This is a genomic window from Nostoc sp. 'Peltigera membranacea cyanobiont' 210A (assembly GCF_002246015.1).
Classification (GTDB): Bacteria; Cyanobacteriota; Cyanobacteriia; order Cyanobacteriales; family Nostocaceae; genus Nostoc.
In genome coordinates this window covers 61,469-79,404 of record NZ_NOLJ01000004.1, presented here as the reverse complement: position 1 = coordinate 79,404, position 17,936 = coordinate 61,469, and the positions used below count along the sequence as shown (strand labels likewise).

The following is a 17,936-nucleotide window of genomic DNA, read 5'->3' as shown; positions in this document are numbered from 1 at the left end:
AGTAGTATTTTTTACTAAAAATGCTTACTTTAACCAAATTTGTGCATTGAAAAATACATTTATATTTGGGCTAACTTTATGTAATATCACTTAAGAATACAGACCACAATATATTTTCTTGCAACTCAATCTCCAGCAAGACTGCCTCTGCCTTTTTTCAGTAAAGTGAGGTAGATACTGTCAAACATGAGGTATATCTATTTTGCAACTCTACGACTAATTTTCTGTTTAAAGAAAAAACCTACTGCTTGTATCGCTCTAGCAGTCTGTAACTAGCTTCTTTTGCAGTAAAAAACAAGAATTATAATTGTCTCATAACTTACCTTATAATTACAGCAATTAGAATTTTTATTTTTAATAATCTATTTAGCAATCCTAATTATTAGCTTATATTACCTTAGACAAGTCATAGTTGATTTACAGTACTTTTGCTTATCTTTGGTAAATGGATAAGTGTATTATTTAATGTCTGTATAGGTTGACCCTAAACCCTGTTTTCCTATTAATATACCTTTTGAGTCAAAATAATCAAAGTATTTGTCTCACTTCTGAAACTGGCTAGAAACTTTTATGATTCCTCACGAAAGTGATGCAAAAGAAGAGCGTGCGTCGTTAAAAGTATGGCGTAGTTGGCAAGAAAATCTGATTTTAATTGCGATCGCACTGTGTTTGGCATTCTTAATCAGGACTTTTATCGCCGAACCGCGCTATATACCTTCTGACTCGATGTTGCCTACCTTACATACTGGCGATCGCTTGGTAGTTGAAAAAATCTCCTACCATTTTCACCCTCCCATAACTGGCGATATTATTGTTTTTCAGCCACCCGCAGAACTACAACGTCGAGGATATCCCAAAGACCAAGCGTTTATCAAGCGAGTTATTGGCCAGCCTAGTGAGGTAATTAGTGTTGCTTCTGGCAAAGTCTACCTTAACGGTCAACCCTTGGCAGAAGACTACATCGCGGAACCTCCAAATCAGCCATACCAACCAGTAAAAGTCCCAGAAGACGAATTTTTTGTTATGGGAGATAATCGCAACGATAGTAATGACTCTCGCTATTGGGGCTTTTTACCCAGAAAAAATGTCATCGGTCGGGCAGCGTTTCGCTTTTGGCCTCTTGATCGCATTGGGTTCATTTAATCAGTTTTGGATTTGAGATTTTTCTTTCAATCCAAAATTGCTAGAGTTAGGAGTTATTTTAAGACTTCTAACTTTTAACTTAAAACCTCAAATAATACATTATCTGGGCGATCGCATCACCAGTTAACTCCAGCCGTCGCTGGAAATCAGCCAGGTTACGGTAAGGCCCGGCTGATTGCCGATTTTGCACTGCTGCTTCCGCTAGAGACAAATCTATAAATGGAATTTGTACTAATTTTTCAACGGTTGCTGTGTTCGGGTTGACTAAATGGGTAGGATTTTCTAAAGATTCGTGGTCATAGTAAATAAAATTCAGCAGAGGCTTTAATGGCTCTAGGCGCGGCGCTGGTATACCCAAAGCCGCAGCGATATCTTCAATACAGTAAAATTTCACACCCGAATGTGAAAGTTCCACAAGCGATCGCGCTTGGTGAATTGACAACCCTGGTAGGCGTAACCAATCATCTACAGTCGCTTGATTGGCATCAATTCGGATACCTAATTGAGCCGCGATCTGAATTTCTTCCCCAGATTGTAGGCGATAGTAGGGATCGTTGAGGAGCTTGGCGCGGAGTTTTTGCAGTCTGGAGTTTAAAGGTAGCCAGTTATTCATGATTGTTGCTTACCTCAAGAAATCTGGTCTAGCAATTGGCGACGCTTTTGTTCAAATTCATACTCTGAAATCAGTCCATCCTGGCGCAAAGCATCTAATTCCCGCATTGCGTTAGCGAGCGCTCCTACCTGATTAATCACCTTTTGTGAAGTCCTTGCCGCTGACTTGCCGAGATTAAAATTGCGATCGAAAGCTTCTTCGTCTTGGGCTAAATACCAAACTCCCTCAATCGCACTAGCTACCTTGGGGATCGGTGTCCAGGAAAGCAATACATACAAAACACCCCACAACGGCTGTCCCAGGTAGAATTTATGTAATCCTGAAATTGTTAGCGTGCCAGAAAAAGCTAAAACAGCGGCAACACTTCGACTTTTGCGCTTAGTTAACATATTTCTAATAAATATACGAATACCATAGTTCCTACAATAAGACAGCCAAAAGGCACACAGACAATTCAAAACTCACTCATTTTAGTCAACTACCCTGTTTTGTCCTTCCAACTTTTGAGTGGTAAGCCCCACAATTTAATATTTGAAGAAATTTGAGTAAGTTTCACATGACTGTGCATTGAGCTTTGATGTTAATTTTAAGTTTTTAACGGATCAGATTACTGCAATGTCACAGACCTTCCTACCGCCAGAATGGTTTAAACAGCTTTGCGATCCTTACGCTGTGCTAGGAATTTCTGTGAGTGCTGACGATCGCCAGATTTTTAAACGCTATCACACTTTAGCGAAACTGCTACATCCCGATCGCTATGCTAAAAGCTGCAATCCAGAGCAAGGATTAGCAACGGCAATACTGAGCTATTTAATCAATCCAGCTTACGAACAACTCAAAAATCGACACAAGTGTTTGATTGCTATAGCCATGCTGCGATCGGACGCAAGAGTATTACAGCAGCAAGCTTTGTGTGGGAAAAGTACCATAGCTAAGGAAATTATAGAAATGTCTGCACCCCAAGCAGAATTGTTTTACGAAGAAGCGATCGCCTCCTATGCAGAAGCTCAATACAAATCACTTCATCAGTTTTATCAAGTTACACAACAAATTAGTATACTGAATTTAGTTTATTTACAGTTGCATAAACCTGACCTGTTTCTACCGCAAAAAGCTGGTCGCATCACCTCTGAAATAGAAGTCAAGCCAGTTGAATTGACATTAAATGAAAAAACTAATGTCGAACCAGTTTTGACAAACTACGCTCAACGTCACTACCAGCGAGCTATTGAGTACGTCAGGTTAGCCAATTGGGCCCTAGCTGTGCAAGAACTGCGCGATGCTATCAAGTTAGAGCCAAATAATAGCGACTATTATGCCTTATTAGGTTTAGTACATCTCAAACAGAAATTTATCGGCATGGCCAGGGTTTACATCCGTCAAGCATTAAAACTTAACCCGCAAGATTCACTAGCTTTGAAATACGCTACCAGGCTGAAAATTGAACCGGGTGAAAATACCAATCCGAAATCAATGGCTAAAGCTCTGAGTATTGCGACTTTATTAAGTCGATTTAACAAGGGGAAAAGTTCTCAAGTCAAGTGTTGAAATTTCGGTAACAAACCGTACCAAAACCGAAGCTTCGTGACTAGATTACTCCCCTAGACTAAAATAATAAATAGAAGTAAAACTATTAAGCTACTGAGTCTGGGCGCTCAGTTTAATATAAGCAATATGGGATTCTTCGATTCTGAAATAGTTCAGCAAGAAGCAAAACAGCTGTTTGAGGATTATCAAGCGCTGATCAAGCTTGGCAACAGCTACGGCAAATTTGACCGCGATGGTAAAAAGCTGTTTATTGAGCAAATGGAAACCATGATGGATCGGTACCGCATCTTTATGAAGCGCTTCGAGCTATCAGAAGATTTCATGGCACAAATGACAGTAGAACAACTGAAAACGCAATTAGGTCAGTTCGGTGTCACCCCGCAACAAATGTTTGACCAAATGCACCTGACTTTAGAACGGATGAAAGCCGAGCTAGAAAAACAGCCCTAGTTAATTTTAGATTTTGCGGAAAGTCAGATCGCCGGAAGTCGGCGCTCCAACTTTCCAAAACAGATTTTGGATTCATTGGCAATCCAAAATACAAAATCTAAAATTAAATTATTGTGACTTGGGACGAGAAAACTGCGAAGGTGGCTTGAAGTTTTCTACTGGTGTATTCTTAAGTGCCTTCTCCATAAAATCTTTCCAAATGGGAGCAACCATGACACCACCTGTGGCATGGTCAGCTAATTGTCTGTTGTCATCTCTCCCTACCCAGACAGCAGTTGTCAACTGTGGGACAGTCCCAACAAACCAAATATCTTTCTCTGATGATGTTGTTCCCGTTTTCCCTGCGGCTGGGCGACCGAGAGCAGCACCTTTACCTGTACCTTCAGTGATTACCGATCGCATCACATCTAGAATTGCGGCTGATGCCCAAGGATCGAGAACTAGCTGTGGTTTAGGGGTGTTATCTAGTAACACATTACCACTACTATCGGTGACACGGGCAATTACAGTGGGTGGAGACTGCCAGCCATAATTGGCAAAGGTAGCATAAGCACTAGCCATTTCCAGAGGAGTAACACCAATTGCACCTAGAGGCAGGGAGCTAACAGGTTCCATTGGACTCATAATGCCCAAGGTACGACACGTTTCTATGACTCTATTCATCCCCACAGCCTTACCAATCTTGATCACGGGAATGTTGCGCGATTGGGCTAAAGCTGTGCGGATTGGCATCGCTCCCCTAAAACTATTATCATAATTTCTGGGAAAGTACCAACCGTTACCATCTCGATAGCTAACTGGAGCATCTACCACCGTTGTGTCTGGTGCATATTTACCAGTAGCAAAAGCAGTATAGTATACAAACGGTTTAAAAGAAGATCCGGGCTGGCGCTGAGATTGAGTCGCACGATTGAATTCACTGGTCTTAGGATCTATACCACCCACCAGTGCTTTAATAAAATGCGTGCGCGGATCAATTGCCACTAGGGCCATTTGATTCTTAGATAATCCTTGCCCCAGAAGTGTTTTATGCCACTTAACGACAGTTTCCTCAGCCATGATTTGGAAGTTGGCATCAACTGTAGTTTGCACCCGCATTCCACCTTTGAGTAATGTCTCCCGCCCAAACTTTTTAGCCAACTCCTGCGCTACGGTGTTGGTTACATAAGGTAGGGCACTACCTTGAAAAGATTTGATTCTACCAAGTTTGATTTCCTGTTTGAGGGCATTGTCGTACTCTGACTGGTTGATCCAGTTCAATTCCAGCATCCGTCCTAGCACTTCTTTTTGTTTCTGTTTTGCCAGCTTCATGCTCACAAACGGACTAAATTCTTCTGGTGCTTGGATCAAACCCGCCATCATTGCTGACTCACCCAAGCTTAAATATTCTGATGATTTATTAAAGTAACTGCGGGCTGCCGTTTGTACACCATAATTGTTATGACCCCAATAAACTTGATTGAGGTACATTTCTAATATTTGGTCTTTAGTGAGAATTTGCTCTAACCGGATTGCTAGCACCCCCTCTGCTAACTTTCGGGTAAAGGCGCGCTTACGAGACAAAAATAAGTTTTTTACCAATTGCATAGTAACAGTAGAGCCACCCTCTTTGACTCCACCTGCTACAGCGTTAACTACTACAGCACGTCCAACACCAGTAGGGTTGATACCGTGGTGATCGTAGAAGTGGCTATCTTCACTTGCCAACACTGCCCGTTTTAAATTCGGGGAAATTCTATCTAGGGGTACGACTTCCCGGTTGGCTTCCCCGTGAATACTCGTTAAGAGTTTGCCCTTAACGTCATAAATGTAAGTCGTTTCTGAGGGAAAGAAGTTACGTAGCTGTCTCACATCTGGCAAATTACGGAAACTGATGGCTAAACCAACCAGTCCTCCGGCTACAATGGAACTTGCCAGCATGGTGATTGAGAGGAGAGTACCGCCAGTTACCTGACCGACTCCTTTCAAAAACTCAAAACCTGATGAAGCCCGACGCTGTGGCTGTTTATCTTCAAAAGTCCTAGACGACGACACGGCTATTTCACTTCCTCATTTGTAAATTTAACTGTAATTGATTGGGTGAAGCAAGGCGGTTAGTTTTTTGCAATTATAGTAGTTTGGCAGATGAGAAAGTGGATAAATTGCAAGTGTTTATAACCAACTTAACTTCTAGTGTGCAAAACATAGCTAATAATGAATCTGTTAGCATGACGCAAGATTTTGCTTGGTTGCGTCGTGGTGTAGTAGAAGTATTCCCACAATCAGTTGATGTTAACAGCGAAAGTCTAGAAAGGCTCTTACTAACTACAAACCAACCCTTGAGGGTAAAATTAGGGATTGACCCTACTGGTACTGATATTCATCTAGGTCATAGCATACCAGTACGAAAACTGCGAGGTTTTCAAGATGCAGGTCATACAGCAGTTTTAATTATTGGCGATTTTACAGCGCGTATTGGCGATCCAACTGGTAAATCTGAAGTGCGTCGTCAGCTTACAGAAGCAGATGTAGCTAAAAATGCTCAGACTTATTTAGATCAAGTACGTCCTATCTTGGATTTTGACACACCAGGAAGATTAGAGGTGCGCTATAACTCCGAATGGCTCTCTAAGCTCAACTTAGAGAAAATTTTGGAGTTACTCTCCACGATGACGGTGGGGCAGATGTTAGCGAAAGAAGGATTTGCCGATCGCTATAAAAAAGAGAATCCGATTTTTATCCATGAGTTCCTGTACCCGTTAATGCAAGGTTTTGATTCGGTTGCAGTTGAGGCAGATGTGGAATTAGGCGGCACCGATCAGAAATTTAATATTGCTGTAGGTAGAGATTTGCAGCGCCATTTTGGTCAAAAGCCCCAATTTGGTATGCTGTTGCCAATTTTGATTGGCACGGATGGCGTGCAAAAAATGTCTAAGTCTTTAGGTAATTATATCGGATTGTCAGAACACCCAGGACAAAAGTATCAAAAGTTGCAAGGAGTTCCCGATAATCTCCTAGAACAGTATTTTGAACTGTTGACGGATTTACCTTTGGATAAACTGCCAGAAAATCCCCGCGATCGCCAAACACTTTTAGCATGGGAAGTTGTCAAACAGTACCACGGCGAACAAGCAGCCCAAGAGGCGAAAGAAGCAGCCCAAAGCGGCGGCAAAGAAGGTGCTGTTCCAGAATTTTCTCTAGCTGGCGTGCAGCAATTTCCTAGTAAGTTAGCGTATATTCTCAATGTCACTGGCTTGTGCAAAAGTACAGGGGAAGGAAAGCGGAAAATTCAAGAGGGTGGAGTGCGCCTAGATGGCGATCGCATCACTGATGCTGATACCACTTTCGATGCTCCTGGTGAATTACAAGGTAAAGTTTTACAAGTTGGGAAAAATAAGTTTGTGCGCTTAGTGCCTTAAATGGGGAGTGGGGAATGGGGAATAGGGAACAGTTAGAACAACGAGTTATTGTGGCTTTGGATGTGCCGGATGAGCAAGCTGCGATCGCTCTTATAGATCGGCTACCGCAAGTTAGTTTCTGGAAAGTCGGTTTAGAGTTGTTTACCAGCACTGGGCCAAAAATTCTGGAAGTATTAAAGTCTCGGCAAAAGCGCATTTTCTTAGATTTAAAGTTTGATGATATCCCCAATACCGTTGCTGGTGCTTGCCGCAGTGCAGCTAGATACGGAGTTGATTTACTGACAATTCATGCTACTGCTGGTAGAGATGCCCTGAAAGCCGCAACTGAAGCGGCACAGGAAGGGGCTGCAAAAGCAGGTGTACAGCCACCAAAGTTAATTGCTATTACTCTACTAACGAGCATTTCTGCTCGGCAGTTGGCATTTGATTTAAAAATACCCCTAGAATTGCCAGAATATGCTCTAGAAATGGCCTTGCTGGCTCAAGAATCTGGTTTGGATGGGGTAGTTTGTTCGCCTCAAGAGGTGGCACAGCTACGACAAACTTGTGGAAATGACTTTTTGCTTGTTTGTCCGGGGGTTAGACCAACTTGGGCTGATATTGGCGATCAAAAGCGATCGCTCACTCCAGCCCAAGCCATTAAAGCCGGTGCAGATTATCTAGTGATTGGGCGTCCCATCACCACTGCTACTGAGCCTGAGTTAGCCTGGAAGAGGATTTCTGAGGAGTTAACCACGGTGGCATGAAGCTAACAGTTAGTGAGACACTCAGAGTGCAGGGTGTAGGGGAGAACAATCTTGCCTCTTCGCTCAGTCAGAAAAATTATAGTTTCCTTTTTGCTTGTGGCTTCTGGGTTGTAGTATCAAATAGCTTTGCTTACCCAGCCTTTTCGATAAACCCCACCCCTAAACTCTCGGCGCTAGCAGAAAGGGAAAATGTCAACAGTGATGCAAGGTCTTTGTGTTCTCAGCAAAATTTAGAAACATTAACTATACAGCTACTGCAAAAATTACCTAGTTATACCAATCGCGCTACTCAACGCGCCCGCCGCCTCAGTAGAAGCAGTCAGGTTTATAGTTATATGCTAGTGGCAGGAAAACCTGAATTTACTCCTCTGCCCCTTAACCTTGAAGAATATAGCGCAGATGCGTCTAAAAGTGCTGCATCAGGAGTTGAGCAAGTTTTCTTTACTACCTTGGAGCGGCAATATATAGATAAGAAAGTTGTAGAATTACAAGAATTTCACTGGCTGTTATTGACTAAAACTAAAAGTGGTTGGCAACTAGTGATGATGTTTTCTCAAGCTGGTTCCCATTCACAACAGCAGCCACTATCCCCGCCACGCGATAGTAGTAACGGTACTGTTGCCCAAGGCGTTAAAGCTTGGTTGCGCGATTGTGAAGCTGGAAGTTTACGTCAATAAAACCTAATTCCCAATCTTCGTAAATTAGGAGAATATTAAATAATGTCTAAAATACTCACTCAAATTCTCTATAAACAGGATTATCACTTGTGGTTAGAAACTACATTGAAACAATTGCAAGAAAGAGATTTAGAGCATCTTGATTGGGATCATTTGATTGAAGAGATTGAAAGATTGGGTAATGAACAGAAGCACAAGCTCGAAAGTTATTTACTGCAACTTCTCAAACATTTGCTTTTGTATCAACATTGGAGCCTCCCTGAATGTAAAAATCATTGGGAAGTGGAAATTGATAATTTTCGGGTGGAACTCAGGAAATTAACTAAATCTAAAAACCTCTACAACTATCTCCTCACAGTGCTTGAGGAAGTCTACATTGATGCGCTACGACAAGCAAAAAAGAAAAGTGGATTGAATTGTTTTCCGCAAACTTGTGCTTATAGCATTGAGCAAATTTTAGATGTGGATTATTTACCACCATTTAAATTTTGAATTCCGTTTTGCGGTACTAGTCCCTTTTCCTTTTATAAAGGTAAAGATACATCACCTAATTAGCTTGTATCAGTCTGATTTTGCCTGTATCTTTAGGAAGATTTTTAGTAAAAATAGCTAATAAATAGCTAAAAGAAGCAGACATTATTTAAAAACGCAGATTGGCTTGAATTTAAGCGTTGTAACTCCCGTTTTTTGGCGATAACATGGAAAGAAGTTTATTTCAAGCTTTATCAAACCGCGTTTAGCGTCAGTTTTTTTATGGACATTCAGTTAATCAACATCGGCTTTGGTAACATCGTGTCTGCCAACCGAGTCGTTGCCATTGTCAGTCCAGAGTCTGCCCCGATTAAGCGGATTATTACCGATGCACGGGACAGAGGTCAACTGATTGATGCAACTTACGGTCGTCGGACTAGAGCTGTAATTATCACTGATTCGAGCCACGTAATTTTGTCAGCGATTCAGCCGGAAACGGTAGCAAATCGCTTTGTGATTTCTCGCGAGCATCAAACTGTAGATAATTGAGTAGCAGTGGGTTTTTCCCACTCCTCTTTGCACTGTATCGGTAGTACCATGTCAATTAGACAAATTGTCTGTCACTCTTGCTACAAATTCTTTAGTCACTAGTGGACTAGACCAGGAACACAAGACTAATGAATAATATGTATTGATTGATTCACAGGTTGAAGGGATGATGCCAGTTTTACCCATCCAGAGTAGTGCGACTACCGAAGAATGCTTACATTTAGGCAGGTTAATTGTTTTAACTGGCCCCAGTGGGGTTGGTAAAGGCACTTTAATGCGATCGCTCCTAGAGCGTCATCCAGAACTCTATTATTCCGTATCCGTGACAACTCGTTCTCCCCGTCCAGGGGAAATCGATGGCAAAAGTTATTACTTTATCAGCCGCAGTAAGTTTGAGCAATTAGTTGCTGAAGGTGAATTTTTAGAATGGGCAGAATTTGCTGGTAACTATTACGGCACACCCCGTGAAGCTGTACTTAACCAAATTCATTCCGGTAAGTTGGTGGTGCTGGAAATTGAACTAGAAGGGGCAAGACAAATTCGTGCTTCTTTCCCCAGTGCCCTCAGCATTTTTATTTTACCGCCTTCCTTTGATGAATTAGAGAAACGAATACGCTCTCGTGCCCAAGATTCTGAAGAAGCGATCGCCCGTCGTCTGCTCCGCGCCCAAGAAGAAATTCAAGCCGCAGATGAATTTGATATTGAAATCGTTAATGACGATTTTGAAACTGCTTTAAATGATATTGAAGCTGTTTTGTTTAAATAAGTTAGGAGTTAAGAGTTAGAAGTCATGAATTTAAACTCCTAACTCCTAACTCCTAACTCCTAACTCCTAGTAATTAACCAAATAGACCTTGAATTAGTGCCAAATTACTAGTCAAAAAGTAAGCAACTACTGCACCACCAATACCACCAATCAAGAAAGAACTGCCGAAGTTGTTCCAGCTTTCTTTAGAGTTAAAAGCATCTGCTGGAGGCTTGGGTACGGTAACACTAGGAAGTGCTTTGGGTGGATTGCTATTTGCATACAGCGATAGAGCCCCTGTGAGAACTACAACCAAGCCAATGGCTGACAGTAACCCAGCTAAGTTAGCATTATCTGTGTCCCGCAGTGGGCCTAATTTGGCAAAGGGGCCAAATAGCCAGTAACCATGAGCCATACCAACTTCTAAACCGCGTCTAGCAGGAGCCAGACCTGGGCGATAAGCAGGTAAATTATTAATAAACCCCTTGACCAAGGGAGAAGAATTAATCGGGGTTTCTAGGTTGCCTATCTGTGGATCGCCAAATGCGGGAAAAACAACTTCCCGATTTCTAGGATCGCTGGGAAGATTCTTTGATGCATCTACTGCTTGTGCCATATTTTATGTTCGCCTCTAAATTAAAATGGTGGCATTTTTATATTAATAATAATTGTCGCTCAAGAAGCATTTTGTTTAGGAAGTTTAGAAAAATTAATTTAGCTTATTTTAAAACCGTGAAACTCGCGATCTGTAAACAGTATCACGAGTTTCAAAAAACTATTTTTGCCGGCTATTTTAGTGATAATTCTGCCTAACTAAGCTGAAAAAATCAACTACACAATATTAAGCAAAAAACAAGACATTGATTCAACAGTCCTAAATCCCATTTGACACTTATGGTAGTGGGTGGAAAAGTAGGTCGGGGAAAAAGCGGTTGAATTCAATCAAGATACCTGCTGTGATGAACAGCCATATCGTAGCGGCCACGGGCGCTGTGGAAATGAATTTAATCAAATAAGCTGATTGATCGCCTTTGTCTGCCATGAATTTAGTCTCCAAAACGAATGAATTAGTTAAGCTGATTTAGCGTGGGGAAATGGGTATTTCTGTATCCTTGGCTGCTAATTTTCCAGAGAGCAATTCTTGGACTGCTGCTACTGGCCAAGTAAAGCCTGACGCCATTATGGGTAGTGCCAAACCAAGATCGATTTGGATTTCTTTTAGTTCAGTGTTCGGGTCTTTTTTGACCGCTTGCAGATAGGCACGACCTACCCAGCCAATCCAACCAGCAATATATAGAAACAAAATGCTGGGGATCAAAAAGTCACCAGCACGATCTAGACGACCATCAACAATCAAGTGAGGATATCCTTCAGGGCCACACAGCGCCTGAGAATAACGCTCAAACCGCTTTCTCCCAGATTCGGGATCGGCGGTGGTATTACGGGCATTAGCAGCTAGCTCTTGAAAAGCGGGATTGTCTTTGCACGGTGTCAAATTAGCCCCTAAAGCTTGCGCTGGGGGGGCAAAGTTGAACCAAAGACTAATCGCTAACATCAAAGCAAACAATCGTCGCATAGAGTTGTTTCCTTTTATTACAAAACAAGAAGTTTTTTGTACAAAACGAAGCGGCTTGTACAGTTGTTTATTTGCATAACTAGGAAGTCATCATACTCTTGGGTGGGAACCGAGTAAAGTTTAAGTCAATAAAAGTTAAAGCTTCTCAACCAAAATTAGTGCTGTTAGCGGATAGCTAGGGTTTAGCCCGTGCTGAGTTCCCAGTGCCGAGTATAAGAATTGTTGTTGTAGGGTAGTAAAGAAGCAAGATTTTTTCTCTACTATTCAGGACTCAGAACTCAGGACTCAGAACTCAGAACTCAGCACTCAGGACTCAGCACTCTCAATGACAACCGTTTTAGCAATAGAAACCAGTTGTGATGAAACAGCCGTCGCAATTGTTAACAATCGTAAAGTTTGCAGCAGTATTGTAGCCTCGCAAATTGCAGTCCATCAACAGTATGGCGGAGTAGTGCCAGAAGTCGCCTCTCGCCAGCACCTGGAAACCATCAATGAAGCGATCGCACAAGCCTTAGAGCAAGCCCAACTAGATTGGGGACAAATTGACGCAATTGCCGCCACTTGTGCCCCTGGACTTGTAGGAGCGCTATTGGTGGGGTTAACTGCTGCCAAAACTCTAGCGATGGTACACAACAAGCCATTTTTGGGAGTTCATCACCTCGAAGGTCACATTTACGCAACTTACTTGAGCGAATCAACTTTAAATCCCCCTTTTCTTAGCTTACTGGTTTCAGGCGGACATACAAGCTTGATTTATGTCAAAGATTGTGGTATATACGAAACTCTGGGACAAACCCGTGATGATGCTGCGGGTGAAGCCTTTGATAAAGTGGCGCGATTGTTAAAGCTGGGTTATCCCGGTGGGCCAGTGATTGACAAGTTGGCACAGCAGGGTAATCCTCAAGCCTTTGCTTTACCGGAAGGAAGAGTTTCTCTACCCGGTGGGGGGTTTCATCGTTATGATGCGAGTTTTAGTGGGTTAAAAACGGCTGTATTACGTTTGGTGCAGCAGTTAGAGAAAGATAGTGGACAAGTACCAGTGGCAGACGTAGCAGCTAGCTTTCAGGATACGGTAGCGCGATCGCTAACTAAAAGAGCGATCGCCTGTGCCCTTGACTATAGTCTAGACACAATTGCCATTGGTGGCGGTGTAGCAGCAAATAGCGGGTTGAGAAAAAACCTCCAAGCCGCCGCCGTTAAACATAACCTACGCGTCTTATTCCCACCTCTAAAATTCTGTACCGATAACGCCGCCATGATTGGCTGTGCCGCCGCTGACCATCTATCCCGTGGTCATACGTCCCCCCTTACACTAGGCGTTGAGTCTAGGCTAGGGCTTACTCAGGTGATGAAGTTGTATCAACCTATTGAGTAGTCATTTGTCATTGGTCATTTGTAACTACCTATACCCTATGCCCTATGACTATTGACTATTGCCCGGATGTGATCGGCCACTGCATCCGGCTGTTCCAACATAGCCAGGTGTCCGCAATTAGGAATTTCCAGAACATTGTCACCACAATATTGAAAAAGTCTGTGAAAGCTGGCTAAATGGCGCACATACTTGGGTTCCATAACCTTGTCTTCCGCGCCAGCCAAAAAATAAACTGGCTGCTTCAGTTGGGATACTAGCTCAGGTAAACGATTGATTTCTTCTTCAGTTGTGGAGTCTAACAGAGTTCCCAGAGCCGCTTCTGGGTCAGCCACAACGAAATCTATTACTCGCTGACGTGCCCAATAGCGCTCTAAAGGACGAGCCACACTAGCTCTGGTAAACAGCAAATCAATCAAAGGCACTTGAGACAGCCAGCGCGGACGGACTTGCAAAAATTTCTGACCCGCCGAGCGAAACTGCTCAAAGGCTTCTTTGAGGTAAATACCACCGCCAGCGTTGATACAGATAACTCCCTTAACACACTCAGGCATTTGATCTGCTCCCCAAAGAGCGATCGTCCCGCCTAATGAGTGACCAATTAGCCAAGCACTCGTAATATTTAGCTGTTTCAGGAGAGCTGCTAAATCCTGAGTATACGCAGCAGGAGTATAAAGAGAATCAAAAGATGAGCCATCCACACTACTGGAGATGGGTGTCAGACTCAAAGACGTTTGTGCTCGACTAAAATCAGTTTTTACCTGGGATTGGGATTCACCAAAACCCCGCAAATCATAGGACAGGCACTGCAAATCATCTGATAGGCGGGAAATCACAGGTTGCCAATATCCACGGCTATTGAGCCAACCGTGGATAAATACTAAAGCATGGGGGCAGGAAGTGGGAGCCGTTAGCTCGTATGCGTGTGGAACGCCCAAGATTTCGATAGTTGCCATACTTGTATCGTACCCTTAAGGACGGGTGCGACTAAATACTAAAGTGGAAAGAATTAGAAGTTAGAAGTGAGAAATTTTTAACTCATAACTCATAACTCATAACTTCTCACTTTTTTCATTTACCCAGCAACCTCTGTCGCACCCCTTCAGCAATTTTGTGACCCAGATATTCAGGAATCAGGCTTTCATTTGGCCCCAACAAGTAGAGAATTAGCCGTGTACGTCCGCGCCAAACCAGTAAATTGGCATTGACTACCAGCAGGTCTTCCTGCCAGATGGCGTACATCACTTTGTAGAATAATCCTGGTTGATTATCAGCTTCAATCACTAAGGCAGGGAGATGAAAGACCGGATCGACATAAAACTCAGTTTGTACCTGCTCTAAGCCAGTGTCAAGATTAAATTCTACTGCCAGCATCTCTTCTACCTCAAACCGACCTCCTAAAGCCTCCCGAATGGCGCGACAAACATTTTCTGCCGTTTTCTCGGTCAAGGCTTTACTACCACGAGATACCAACAGTTTGATAAAAACTAACATTGGCGGACGGATTTGACCGTATAGACTTAAACCGTGGATAGTCAACCCATAAGCTGCTAGTACACCAAAAATATCGCTGAGGAGAAAAGACTGGTTGCGGTAAGCAAAATGCAGGGCACTTTTGCTACCTTCCGGTTTCAGCTCAATAACAGCGCGTCTAGTTTTATAGAGACGGTAGGCTAACCGCAAATTTTGCAGTTGAATTTCACTACTGACGAATTGCTCATAAAACTGGGGAAACGCTCGGTTAAAGCGCTTTAGGAGTTCCAGTGTCGAAGATTTTAAACCAGAAGCCATTGTTAAAGGTAAGACTCGCTTGCTTTCGTCATCTGGGGGCTGGGTGTTGGGGTTTGGGTGTTAAGGGATGGGGACTGAGGATTGGGAGGAAGGAGCAAGGGAGAAGAGTTTTACCCTCTCCCCCTACACCCCGCCCCTCTGCCTCTTTATCAATGCCCAATCCCGTGTATACAATTCATTCCTAAGCTAACGTGCATTTAAGCTCTATACGAGCAATTGCCAAGATTAGGTTTTTCCATTATGAATTTTGAATTTTGAATTGTTTATATCCTTACCGTTTTGGTGAATTTCTCCTAGCCTCTACAACAAAATGCTAAAGTTGAAAATGATTGGTGTGAAACACGCTCTAACTAGCTGCTACCATTGCAAATCCCGAAAACAACCGAAAAACTTTGAGTGTAAAGGGTAATGAATGGGGGTAGCGATGTTAAAAGTGAATCAACACTCCTAAGAGTGGAAACCAATTCAGTTATACTACCCGAACCGCGTTGGCATGGGTTTTTGGAAAACTTGGTTTAGTACTCCTGAATCTGTAGGGACAAGTAGGACAAACCCCTTTGAAGAGCATACAGCGGAAACTGCGGGCAACTCCAGCCCCAGTAGTATTAGCGAAGCTGCTTCAAAGGAGGCTCGGATCGTCTTCAGTACGGAACGAGATATTGACCTATATGAGCTAGAAGAACTCTGTGATGCAGTTGGTTGGTCGCGTCGCCCTCTAAGAAAAGTAAAAAAAGCTATTGAGCATAGTTTTCTCGTTGCCTCAATGTGGCAAGTGAGAGGAAACCAAAAGCGGCTCATTGGTTTTGCCCGTGCTACCTCAGATCACGCGTTTAATGCCACTATCTGGGATGTAGTGGTTCACCCAGACTTTCAAAGTCAAGGGCTGGGCAAGGCGCTGATGAAATACGTTCTCAAAAAACTTAGGAGTGAAGAAATTAGTAATGTCACTCTCTTCGCTGATCCCCATGTTGTAGATTTCTACCGAACTATGGGGTTTATGGCTGATCCAGAAGGCATCAAAGGTATGTTCTGGTATCCTCACTAATGCTCAATCCAAATAAAACCCGATTCGCACAATAAAATCAGGTATAGTAGTACAAATCTATTATTTAAGTTTGGTTTGACAAGGTTTAGCCGACGAACACACAAGTAATATCTCTTGTAAAACTAAGTCGGCAGACAAACCTTTAACCTTTATCAGTCCAAATATCTAATCTAGCTAGTATTTGCAGAAGATATAAATATATTAGGCATGAGCGGTGTTATGTGATATGATTGCCTTAACGCTTTTGTGAAAGCGCGATCGCTTTGATGGGAAGCTAAAACTAAACCAAAAAAAGCGGATGAGTATAACGGGATGTAGCGCAGCTTGGTAGCGCGCCTGCTTTGGGAGCAGGATGCCGCAGGTTCAAATCCTGTCATCCCGATTTAATTAATATAGTTAACAGTTAGAGCAGTTAGGTAGATTTTATTTACTAACATCTATCTGCAATTTAAGTAGATATATTTATGCAGAAGACGAATTAGGCTGTTCTGCTGTCGAAGCTTAATAGGAAATTTCGTGATTAAGTAGTAAGGTGATTTTTAACACTGAGCTTTGTATAGATTTGAGAAGATATTAAAGCAATCGCAGATGGAACGATTGATTAACTAATAGCGTCAACTAATATTAGAAAAAGCCGATAAAATGGCATTTATCATCTCCAAGGTTGGAGAGATGGAGAGGCTTTTTGCTGTTTGAGAAGACATATAATAAGCATCTACGGCATTTCGCGGTCAATAACGAAGCGAAACCTAGAAAAACACGACGTTAGCACAGTCAATTTGTGAAAACGATACTACAGCAACTCTCAATAGTTAGGGAACATTGGATTTTGACCGTTGACGCTTAACACTCAACCTCAACGCGCACAATGAATTTTTCACAACTGAAATAGATTGCTATATAACTAAAGCTAGTTGGTGCTGTGCAAATCCAACCATTTGTTTAATTTAATTGGACTATTGATGCGAGGAGCAGTCATGAAATCATTTATTCGCTTAGGCGCAACATTGGGTATAGCTGGTAGTGTATTTTTAACGGGGCTTTCAGGAATAGGCAATCTACCAGGAATGGGCAATCTGGAGGCGATCGCTCTGCCACAAGATCAGGTCGTGAAAAAGCTCCAAGAAGTGCCTGTATTCACGCTCACCAATCCTAAAGGCGAATTCGTAGTTCTTTCGAGAAACAACGCATCCAAGCCGGTGTCACAAGTGGGATTTTTTATTAGCAAGCAAGATGCTCAAAAATTCCTTGACAATCGGCTCAAAAAAGAAAATCCCCAGTTAGCAAGCACTCTACAGGTTAGACCTTTATCCTTGGCAGACTACTATAAAATAGTCCAAGAAAGCAAAAAGAAATCAGATTCTGTGATTTATACTTTAGTTCCGACGCAACAGCAAGTAGCCTCGGCAACAAGTATGCTCAATCAAAATGGTAAAAAGGGAGAGCAATTCAATGGTATTCCCCTATTTGTACCAAAATTTAAGAAAGATAATAGCTATCTGACTATTCCCCTTGCTAAAGGTAATGAGCGATACATCCCTTTCTTTTTTGAGAAAGAACAAGCAGTGGCTCTGTTAGAGGAATTCAAAAAAGCCGTGCCAAAGGAAGGAGCCAATACTGAAATTCAGGTGGTAGATTTGTACGGTGTTATGGAAGCTCTCAATAGCAGCAGCGACCCTAGTATCAATAAAATTGTTCTATATCCATCACGGGAGTCGATCAATTTTATTCGCTCCCTGGCGCCAAATCAATCACCAGGGGCCAAGCCAGCTCCTGCCGCCGCTCCGAAAAAATAACGGATATGCGCTCCAA

20 protein-coding genes and 1 tRNA gene are annotated in these 17,936 nt (G+C 42.6%); 13 read left to right on the top strand and 8 right to left on the bottom strand.

Annotated elements, in window-relative coordinates; translation table 11 throughout:
• The first annotated feature begins 570 nt into the window (after positions 1–570).
• The gene (lepB, locus tag CDG76_RS13270; RefSeq protein ID WP_094349480.1) at positions 571–1,143 is read left to right on the top strand and encodes a signal peptidase I; all 573 of its coding nucleotides are present in this window, start codon (positions 571–573) and stop codon (positions 1,141–1,143) included.
• Positions 1,144–1,222: 79 nt separating this feature from the next.
• Here lepB and CDG76_RS13265 read toward each other — a convergent pair whose 3' ends face one another.
• Positions 1,223–1,756 (bottom strand): helix-hairpin-helix domain-containing protein, encoded by a 534-nt coding sequence (locus tag CDG76_RS13265; protein ID WP_094349479.1) that lies wholly within the window; start codon positions 1,754–1,756, stop codon positions 1,223–1,225.
• 14 nt (positions 1,757–1,770) lie between these two features.
• Positions 1,771–2,145, bottom strand: a complete 375-nt coding sequence (locus CDG76_RS13260) for an NINE protein (protein ID WP_094349478.1) — start codon at positions 2,143–2,145, stop codon at positions 1,771–1,773.
• Between the two features lie 226 nt (positions 2,146–2,371).
• Between CDG76_RS13260 and CDG76_RS13255 the strand changes: the two genes are divergently transcribed.
• Positions 2,372–3,304 (top strand): DnaJ domain-containing protein, encoded by a 933-nt coding sequence (locus CDG76_RS13255; RefSeq protein WP_094349477.1) that lies wholly within the window; start codon positions 2,372–2,374, stop codon positions 3,302–3,304.
• A gap of 126 nt (positions 3,305–3,430) precedes the next feature.
• Complete coding sequence (locus CDG76_RS13250) at positions 3,431–3,754, top strand: DUF1825 family protein (protein ID WP_094349476.1); 324 nt, start codon at positions 3,431–3,433, stop codon at positions 3,752–3,754.
• 108 nt (positions 3,755–3,862) lie between these two features.
• Here the strand turns inward: CDG76_RS13250 and CDG76_RS13245 are convergent, their stop codons facing one another.
• Positions 3,863–5,788: a transglycosylase domain-containing protein gene (locus tag CDG76_RS13245; RefSeq protein ID WP_094349475.1), complete on the bottom strand. Its 1,926-nt coding sequence runs from the start codon at positions 5,786–5,788 to the stop codon at positions 3,863–3,865.
• Between the two features lie 173 nt (positions 5,789–5,961).
• Between CDG76_RS13245 and tyrS the strand changes: the two genes are divergently transcribed.
• From tyrS to gmk, 6 genes are all read left to right on the top strand, one after another.
• Positions 5,962–7,152: a tyrosine--tRNA ligase gene (tyrS, locus tag CDG76_RS13240; protein ID WP_190240866.1), complete on the top strand. Its 1,191-nt coding sequence runs from the start codon at positions 5,962–5,964 to the stop codon at positions 7,150–7,152.
• Between the two features lie 14 nt (positions 7,153–7,166).
• Positions 7,167–7,898 (top strand): orotidine-5'-phosphate decarboxylase, encoded by a 732-nt coding sequence (gene pyrF / locus CDG76_RS13235; RefSeq protein WP_094349474.1) that lies wholly within the window; start codon positions 7,167–7,169, stop codon positions 7,896–7,898.
• Entirely contained in the window at positions 7,895–8,575 is a 681-nt protein-coding gene (locus CDG76_RS13230; protein WP_223265231.1) for a hypothetical protein, read from the top strand. The genes pyrF and CDG76_RS13230 overlap by 4 nt, the downstream gene beginning before the upstream one ends.
• A gap of 42 nt (positions 8,576–8,617) precedes the next feature.
• Positions 8,618–9,067, top strand: a complete 450-nt coding sequence (locus tag CDG76_RS13225) for a DUF29 domain-containing protein (RefSeq protein WP_223265230.1) — start codon at positions 8,618–8,620, stop codon at positions 9,065–9,067.
• Positions 9,068–9,328: 261 nt separating this feature from the next.
• Positions 9,329–9,595, top strand: a complete 267-nt coding sequence (gene remA, locus CDG76_RS13220; protein ID WP_041233849.1) for an extracellular matrix/biofilm regulator RemA — start codon at positions 9,329–9,331, stop codon at positions 9,593–9,595.
• Positions 9,596–9,761: 166 nt separating this feature from the next.
• Positions 9,762–10,361 (top strand): guanylate kinase, encoded by a 600-nt coding sequence (gene gmk, locus CDG76_RS13215; RefSeq protein WP_094349473.1) that lies wholly within the window; start codon positions 9,762–9,764, stop codon positions 10,359–10,361.
• Positions 10,362–10,434: 73 nt separating this feature from the next.
• On the opposite strand, the gene CDG76_RS13210 is transcribed toward gmk, so the two are convergent.
• From CDG76_RS13210 to CDG76_RS13200, 3 genes are all read right to left on the bottom strand, one after another.
• Positions 10,435–10,956, bottom strand: coding sequence for a photosystem I reaction center protein subunit XI (locus CDG76_RS13210; RefSeq protein ID WP_094349472.1), 522 nt, complete (start codon positions 10,954–10,956; stop codon positions 10,435–10,437).
• Positions 10,957–11,232: 276 nt separating this feature from the next.
• A complete protein-coding gene (gene psaJ, locus CDG76_RS13205; protein WP_094349471.1) occupies positions 11,233–11,382 on the bottom strand; it encodes a photosystem I reaction center subunit IX in 150 nt (49 codons plus the stop codon).
• A gap of 39 nt (positions 11,383–11,421) precedes the next feature.
• Entirely contained in the window at positions 11,422–11,916 is a 495-nt protein-coding gene (locus tag CDG76_RS13200) for a Photosystem I reaction center subunit III (RefSeq protein WP_094349470.1), read from the bottom strand.
• Between the two features lie 325 nt (positions 11,917–12,241).
• On the opposite strand from CDG76_RS13200, the gene tsaD reads away from it, so the two are divergent.
• Positions 12,242–13,291, top strand: coding sequence for a tRNA (adenosine(37)-N6)-threonylcarbamoyltransferase complex transferase subunit TsaD (tsaD, locus tag CDG76_RS13195; protein WP_094349469.1), 1,050 nt, complete (start codon positions 12,242–12,244; stop codon positions 13,289–13,291).
• A 35-nt stretch (positions 13,292–13,326) separates the two neighbouring features.
• On the opposite strand, the gene CDG76_RS13190 is transcribed toward tsaD, so the two are convergent.
• Both CDG76_RS13190 and CDG76_RS13185 read right to left on the bottom strand, forming a co-directional pair.
• Positions 13,327–14,244 (bottom strand): alpha/beta fold hydrolase, encoded by a 918-nt coding sequence (locus CDG76_RS13190; protein WP_094349468.1) that lies wholly within the window; start codon positions 14,242–14,244, stop codon positions 13,327–13,329.
• 115 nt (positions 14,245–14,359) lie between these two features.
• The gene (locus tag CDG76_RS13185; RefSeq protein WP_012410214.1) at positions 14,360–15,079 is read right to left on the bottom strand and encodes a hypothetical protein; all 720 of its coding nucleotides are present in this window, start codon (positions 15,077–15,079) and stop codon (positions 14,360–14,362) included.
• A gap of 493 nt (positions 15,080–15,572) precedes the next feature.
• On the opposite strand from CDG76_RS13185, the gene CDG76_RS13180 reads away from it, so the two are divergent.
• The 3 genes from CDG76_RS13180 (at position 15,573) to CDG76_RS13170 (ending at position 17,920) form a co-directional block, all read left to right on the top strand.
• On the top strand, positions 15,573–16,124 hold the full coding sequence (locus CDG76_RS13180; protein WP_094349467.1) for a GNAT family N-acetyltransferase: 552 nt from the start codon (positions 15,573–15,575) through the stop codon (positions 16,122–16,124).
• Positions 16,125–16,432: 308 nt separating this feature from the next.
• Positions 16,433–16,506 (top strand) — tRNA-Pro (locus CDG76_RS13175).
• Positions 16,507–17,101: 595 nt separating this feature from the next.
• A complete protein-coding gene (locus CDG76_RS13170; RefSeq protein WP_094349988.1) occupies positions 17,102–17,920 on the top strand; it encodes a Tic22 family protein in 819 nt (272 codons plus the stop codon).
• The last annotated feature ends 16 nt before the right edge of the window (positions 17,921–17,936 follow it).

Bases quoted from the DNA above. Each gene is read 5' to 3' on its own strand.
- CDG76_RS13265 (WP_094349479.1), bottom strand. From the start codon at position 1,756: ATGAATAACTGGCTACCTTTAAACTCCAGACTGCAAAAACTCCGCGCC.
- remA (WP_041233849.1), top strand. From the start codon at position 9,329: ATGGACATTCAGTTAATCAACATCGGCTTTGGTAACATCGTGTCTGCC.
- tsaD (WP_094349469.1), top strand. From the start codon at position 12,242: ATGACAACCGTTTTAGCAATAGAAACCAGTTGTGATGAAACAGCCGTC.
- psaJ (WP_094349471.1), bottom strand. From the start codon at position 11,382: ATGGCAGACAAAGGCGATCAATCAGCTTATTTGATTAAATTCATTTCC.
- CDG76_RS13260 (WP_094349478.1), bottom strand. From the start codon at position 2,145: ATGTTAACTAAGCGCAAAAGTCGAAGTGTTGCCGCTGTTTTAGCTTTT.
- gmk (WP_094349473.1), top strand. From the start codon at position 9,762: ATGATGCCAGTTTTACCCATCCAGAGTAGTGCGACTACCGAAGAATGC.
- lepB (WP_094349480.1), top strand. From the start codon at position 571: ATGATTCCTCACGAAAGTGATGCAAAAGAAGAGCGTGCGTCGTTAAAA.
- CDG76_RS13225 (WP_223265230.1), top strand. From the start codon at position 8,618: ATGTCTAAAATACTCACTCAAATTCTCTATAAACAGGATTATCACTTG.
- tyrS (WP_190240866.1), top strand. From the start codon at position 5,962: ATGACGCAAGATTTTGCTTGGTTGCGTCGTGGTGTAGTAGAAGTATTC.
- CDG76_RS13230 (WP_223265231.1), top strand. From the start codon at position 7,895: ATGAAGCTAACAGTTAGTGAGACACTCAGAGTGCAGGGTGTAGGGGAG.
- CDG76_RS13255 (WP_094349477.1), top strand. From the start codon at position 2,372: ATGTCACAGACCTTCCTACCGCCAGAATGGTTTAAACAGCTTTGCGAT.
- CDG76_RS13170 (WP_094349988.1), top strand. From the start codon at position 17,102: ATGAAATCATTTATTCGCTTAGGCGCAACATTGGGTATAGCTGGTAGT.
- CDG76_RS13200 (WP_094349470.1), bottom strand. From the start codon at position 11,916: ATGCGACGATTGTTTGCTTTGATGTTAGCGATTAGTCTTTGGTTCAAC.
- CDG76_RS13180 (WP_094349467.1), top strand. From the start codon at position 15,573: ATGGGTTTTTGGAAAACTTGGTTTAGTACTCCTGAATCTGTAGGGACA.
- CDG76_RS13190 (WP_094349468.1), bottom strand. From the start codon at position 14,244: ATGGCAACTATCGAAATCTTGGGCGTTCCACACGCATACGAGCTAACG.
- pyrF (WP_094349474.1), top strand. From the start codon at position 7,167: ATGGGGAATAGGGAACAGTTAGAACAACGAGTTATTGTGGCTTTGGAT.
- CDG76_RS13210 (WP_094349472.1), bottom strand. From the start codon at position 10,956: ATGGCACAAGCAGTAGATGCATCAAAGAATCTTCCCAGCGATCCTAGA.
- CDG76_RS13185 (WP_012410214.1), bottom strand. From the start codon at position 15,079: ATGGCTTCTGGTTTAAAATCTTCGACACTGGAACTCCTAAAGCGCTTT.
- CDG76_RS13250 (WP_094349476.1), top strand. From the start codon at position 3,431: ATGGGATTCTTCGATTCTGAAATAGTTCAGCAAGAAGCAAAACAGCTG.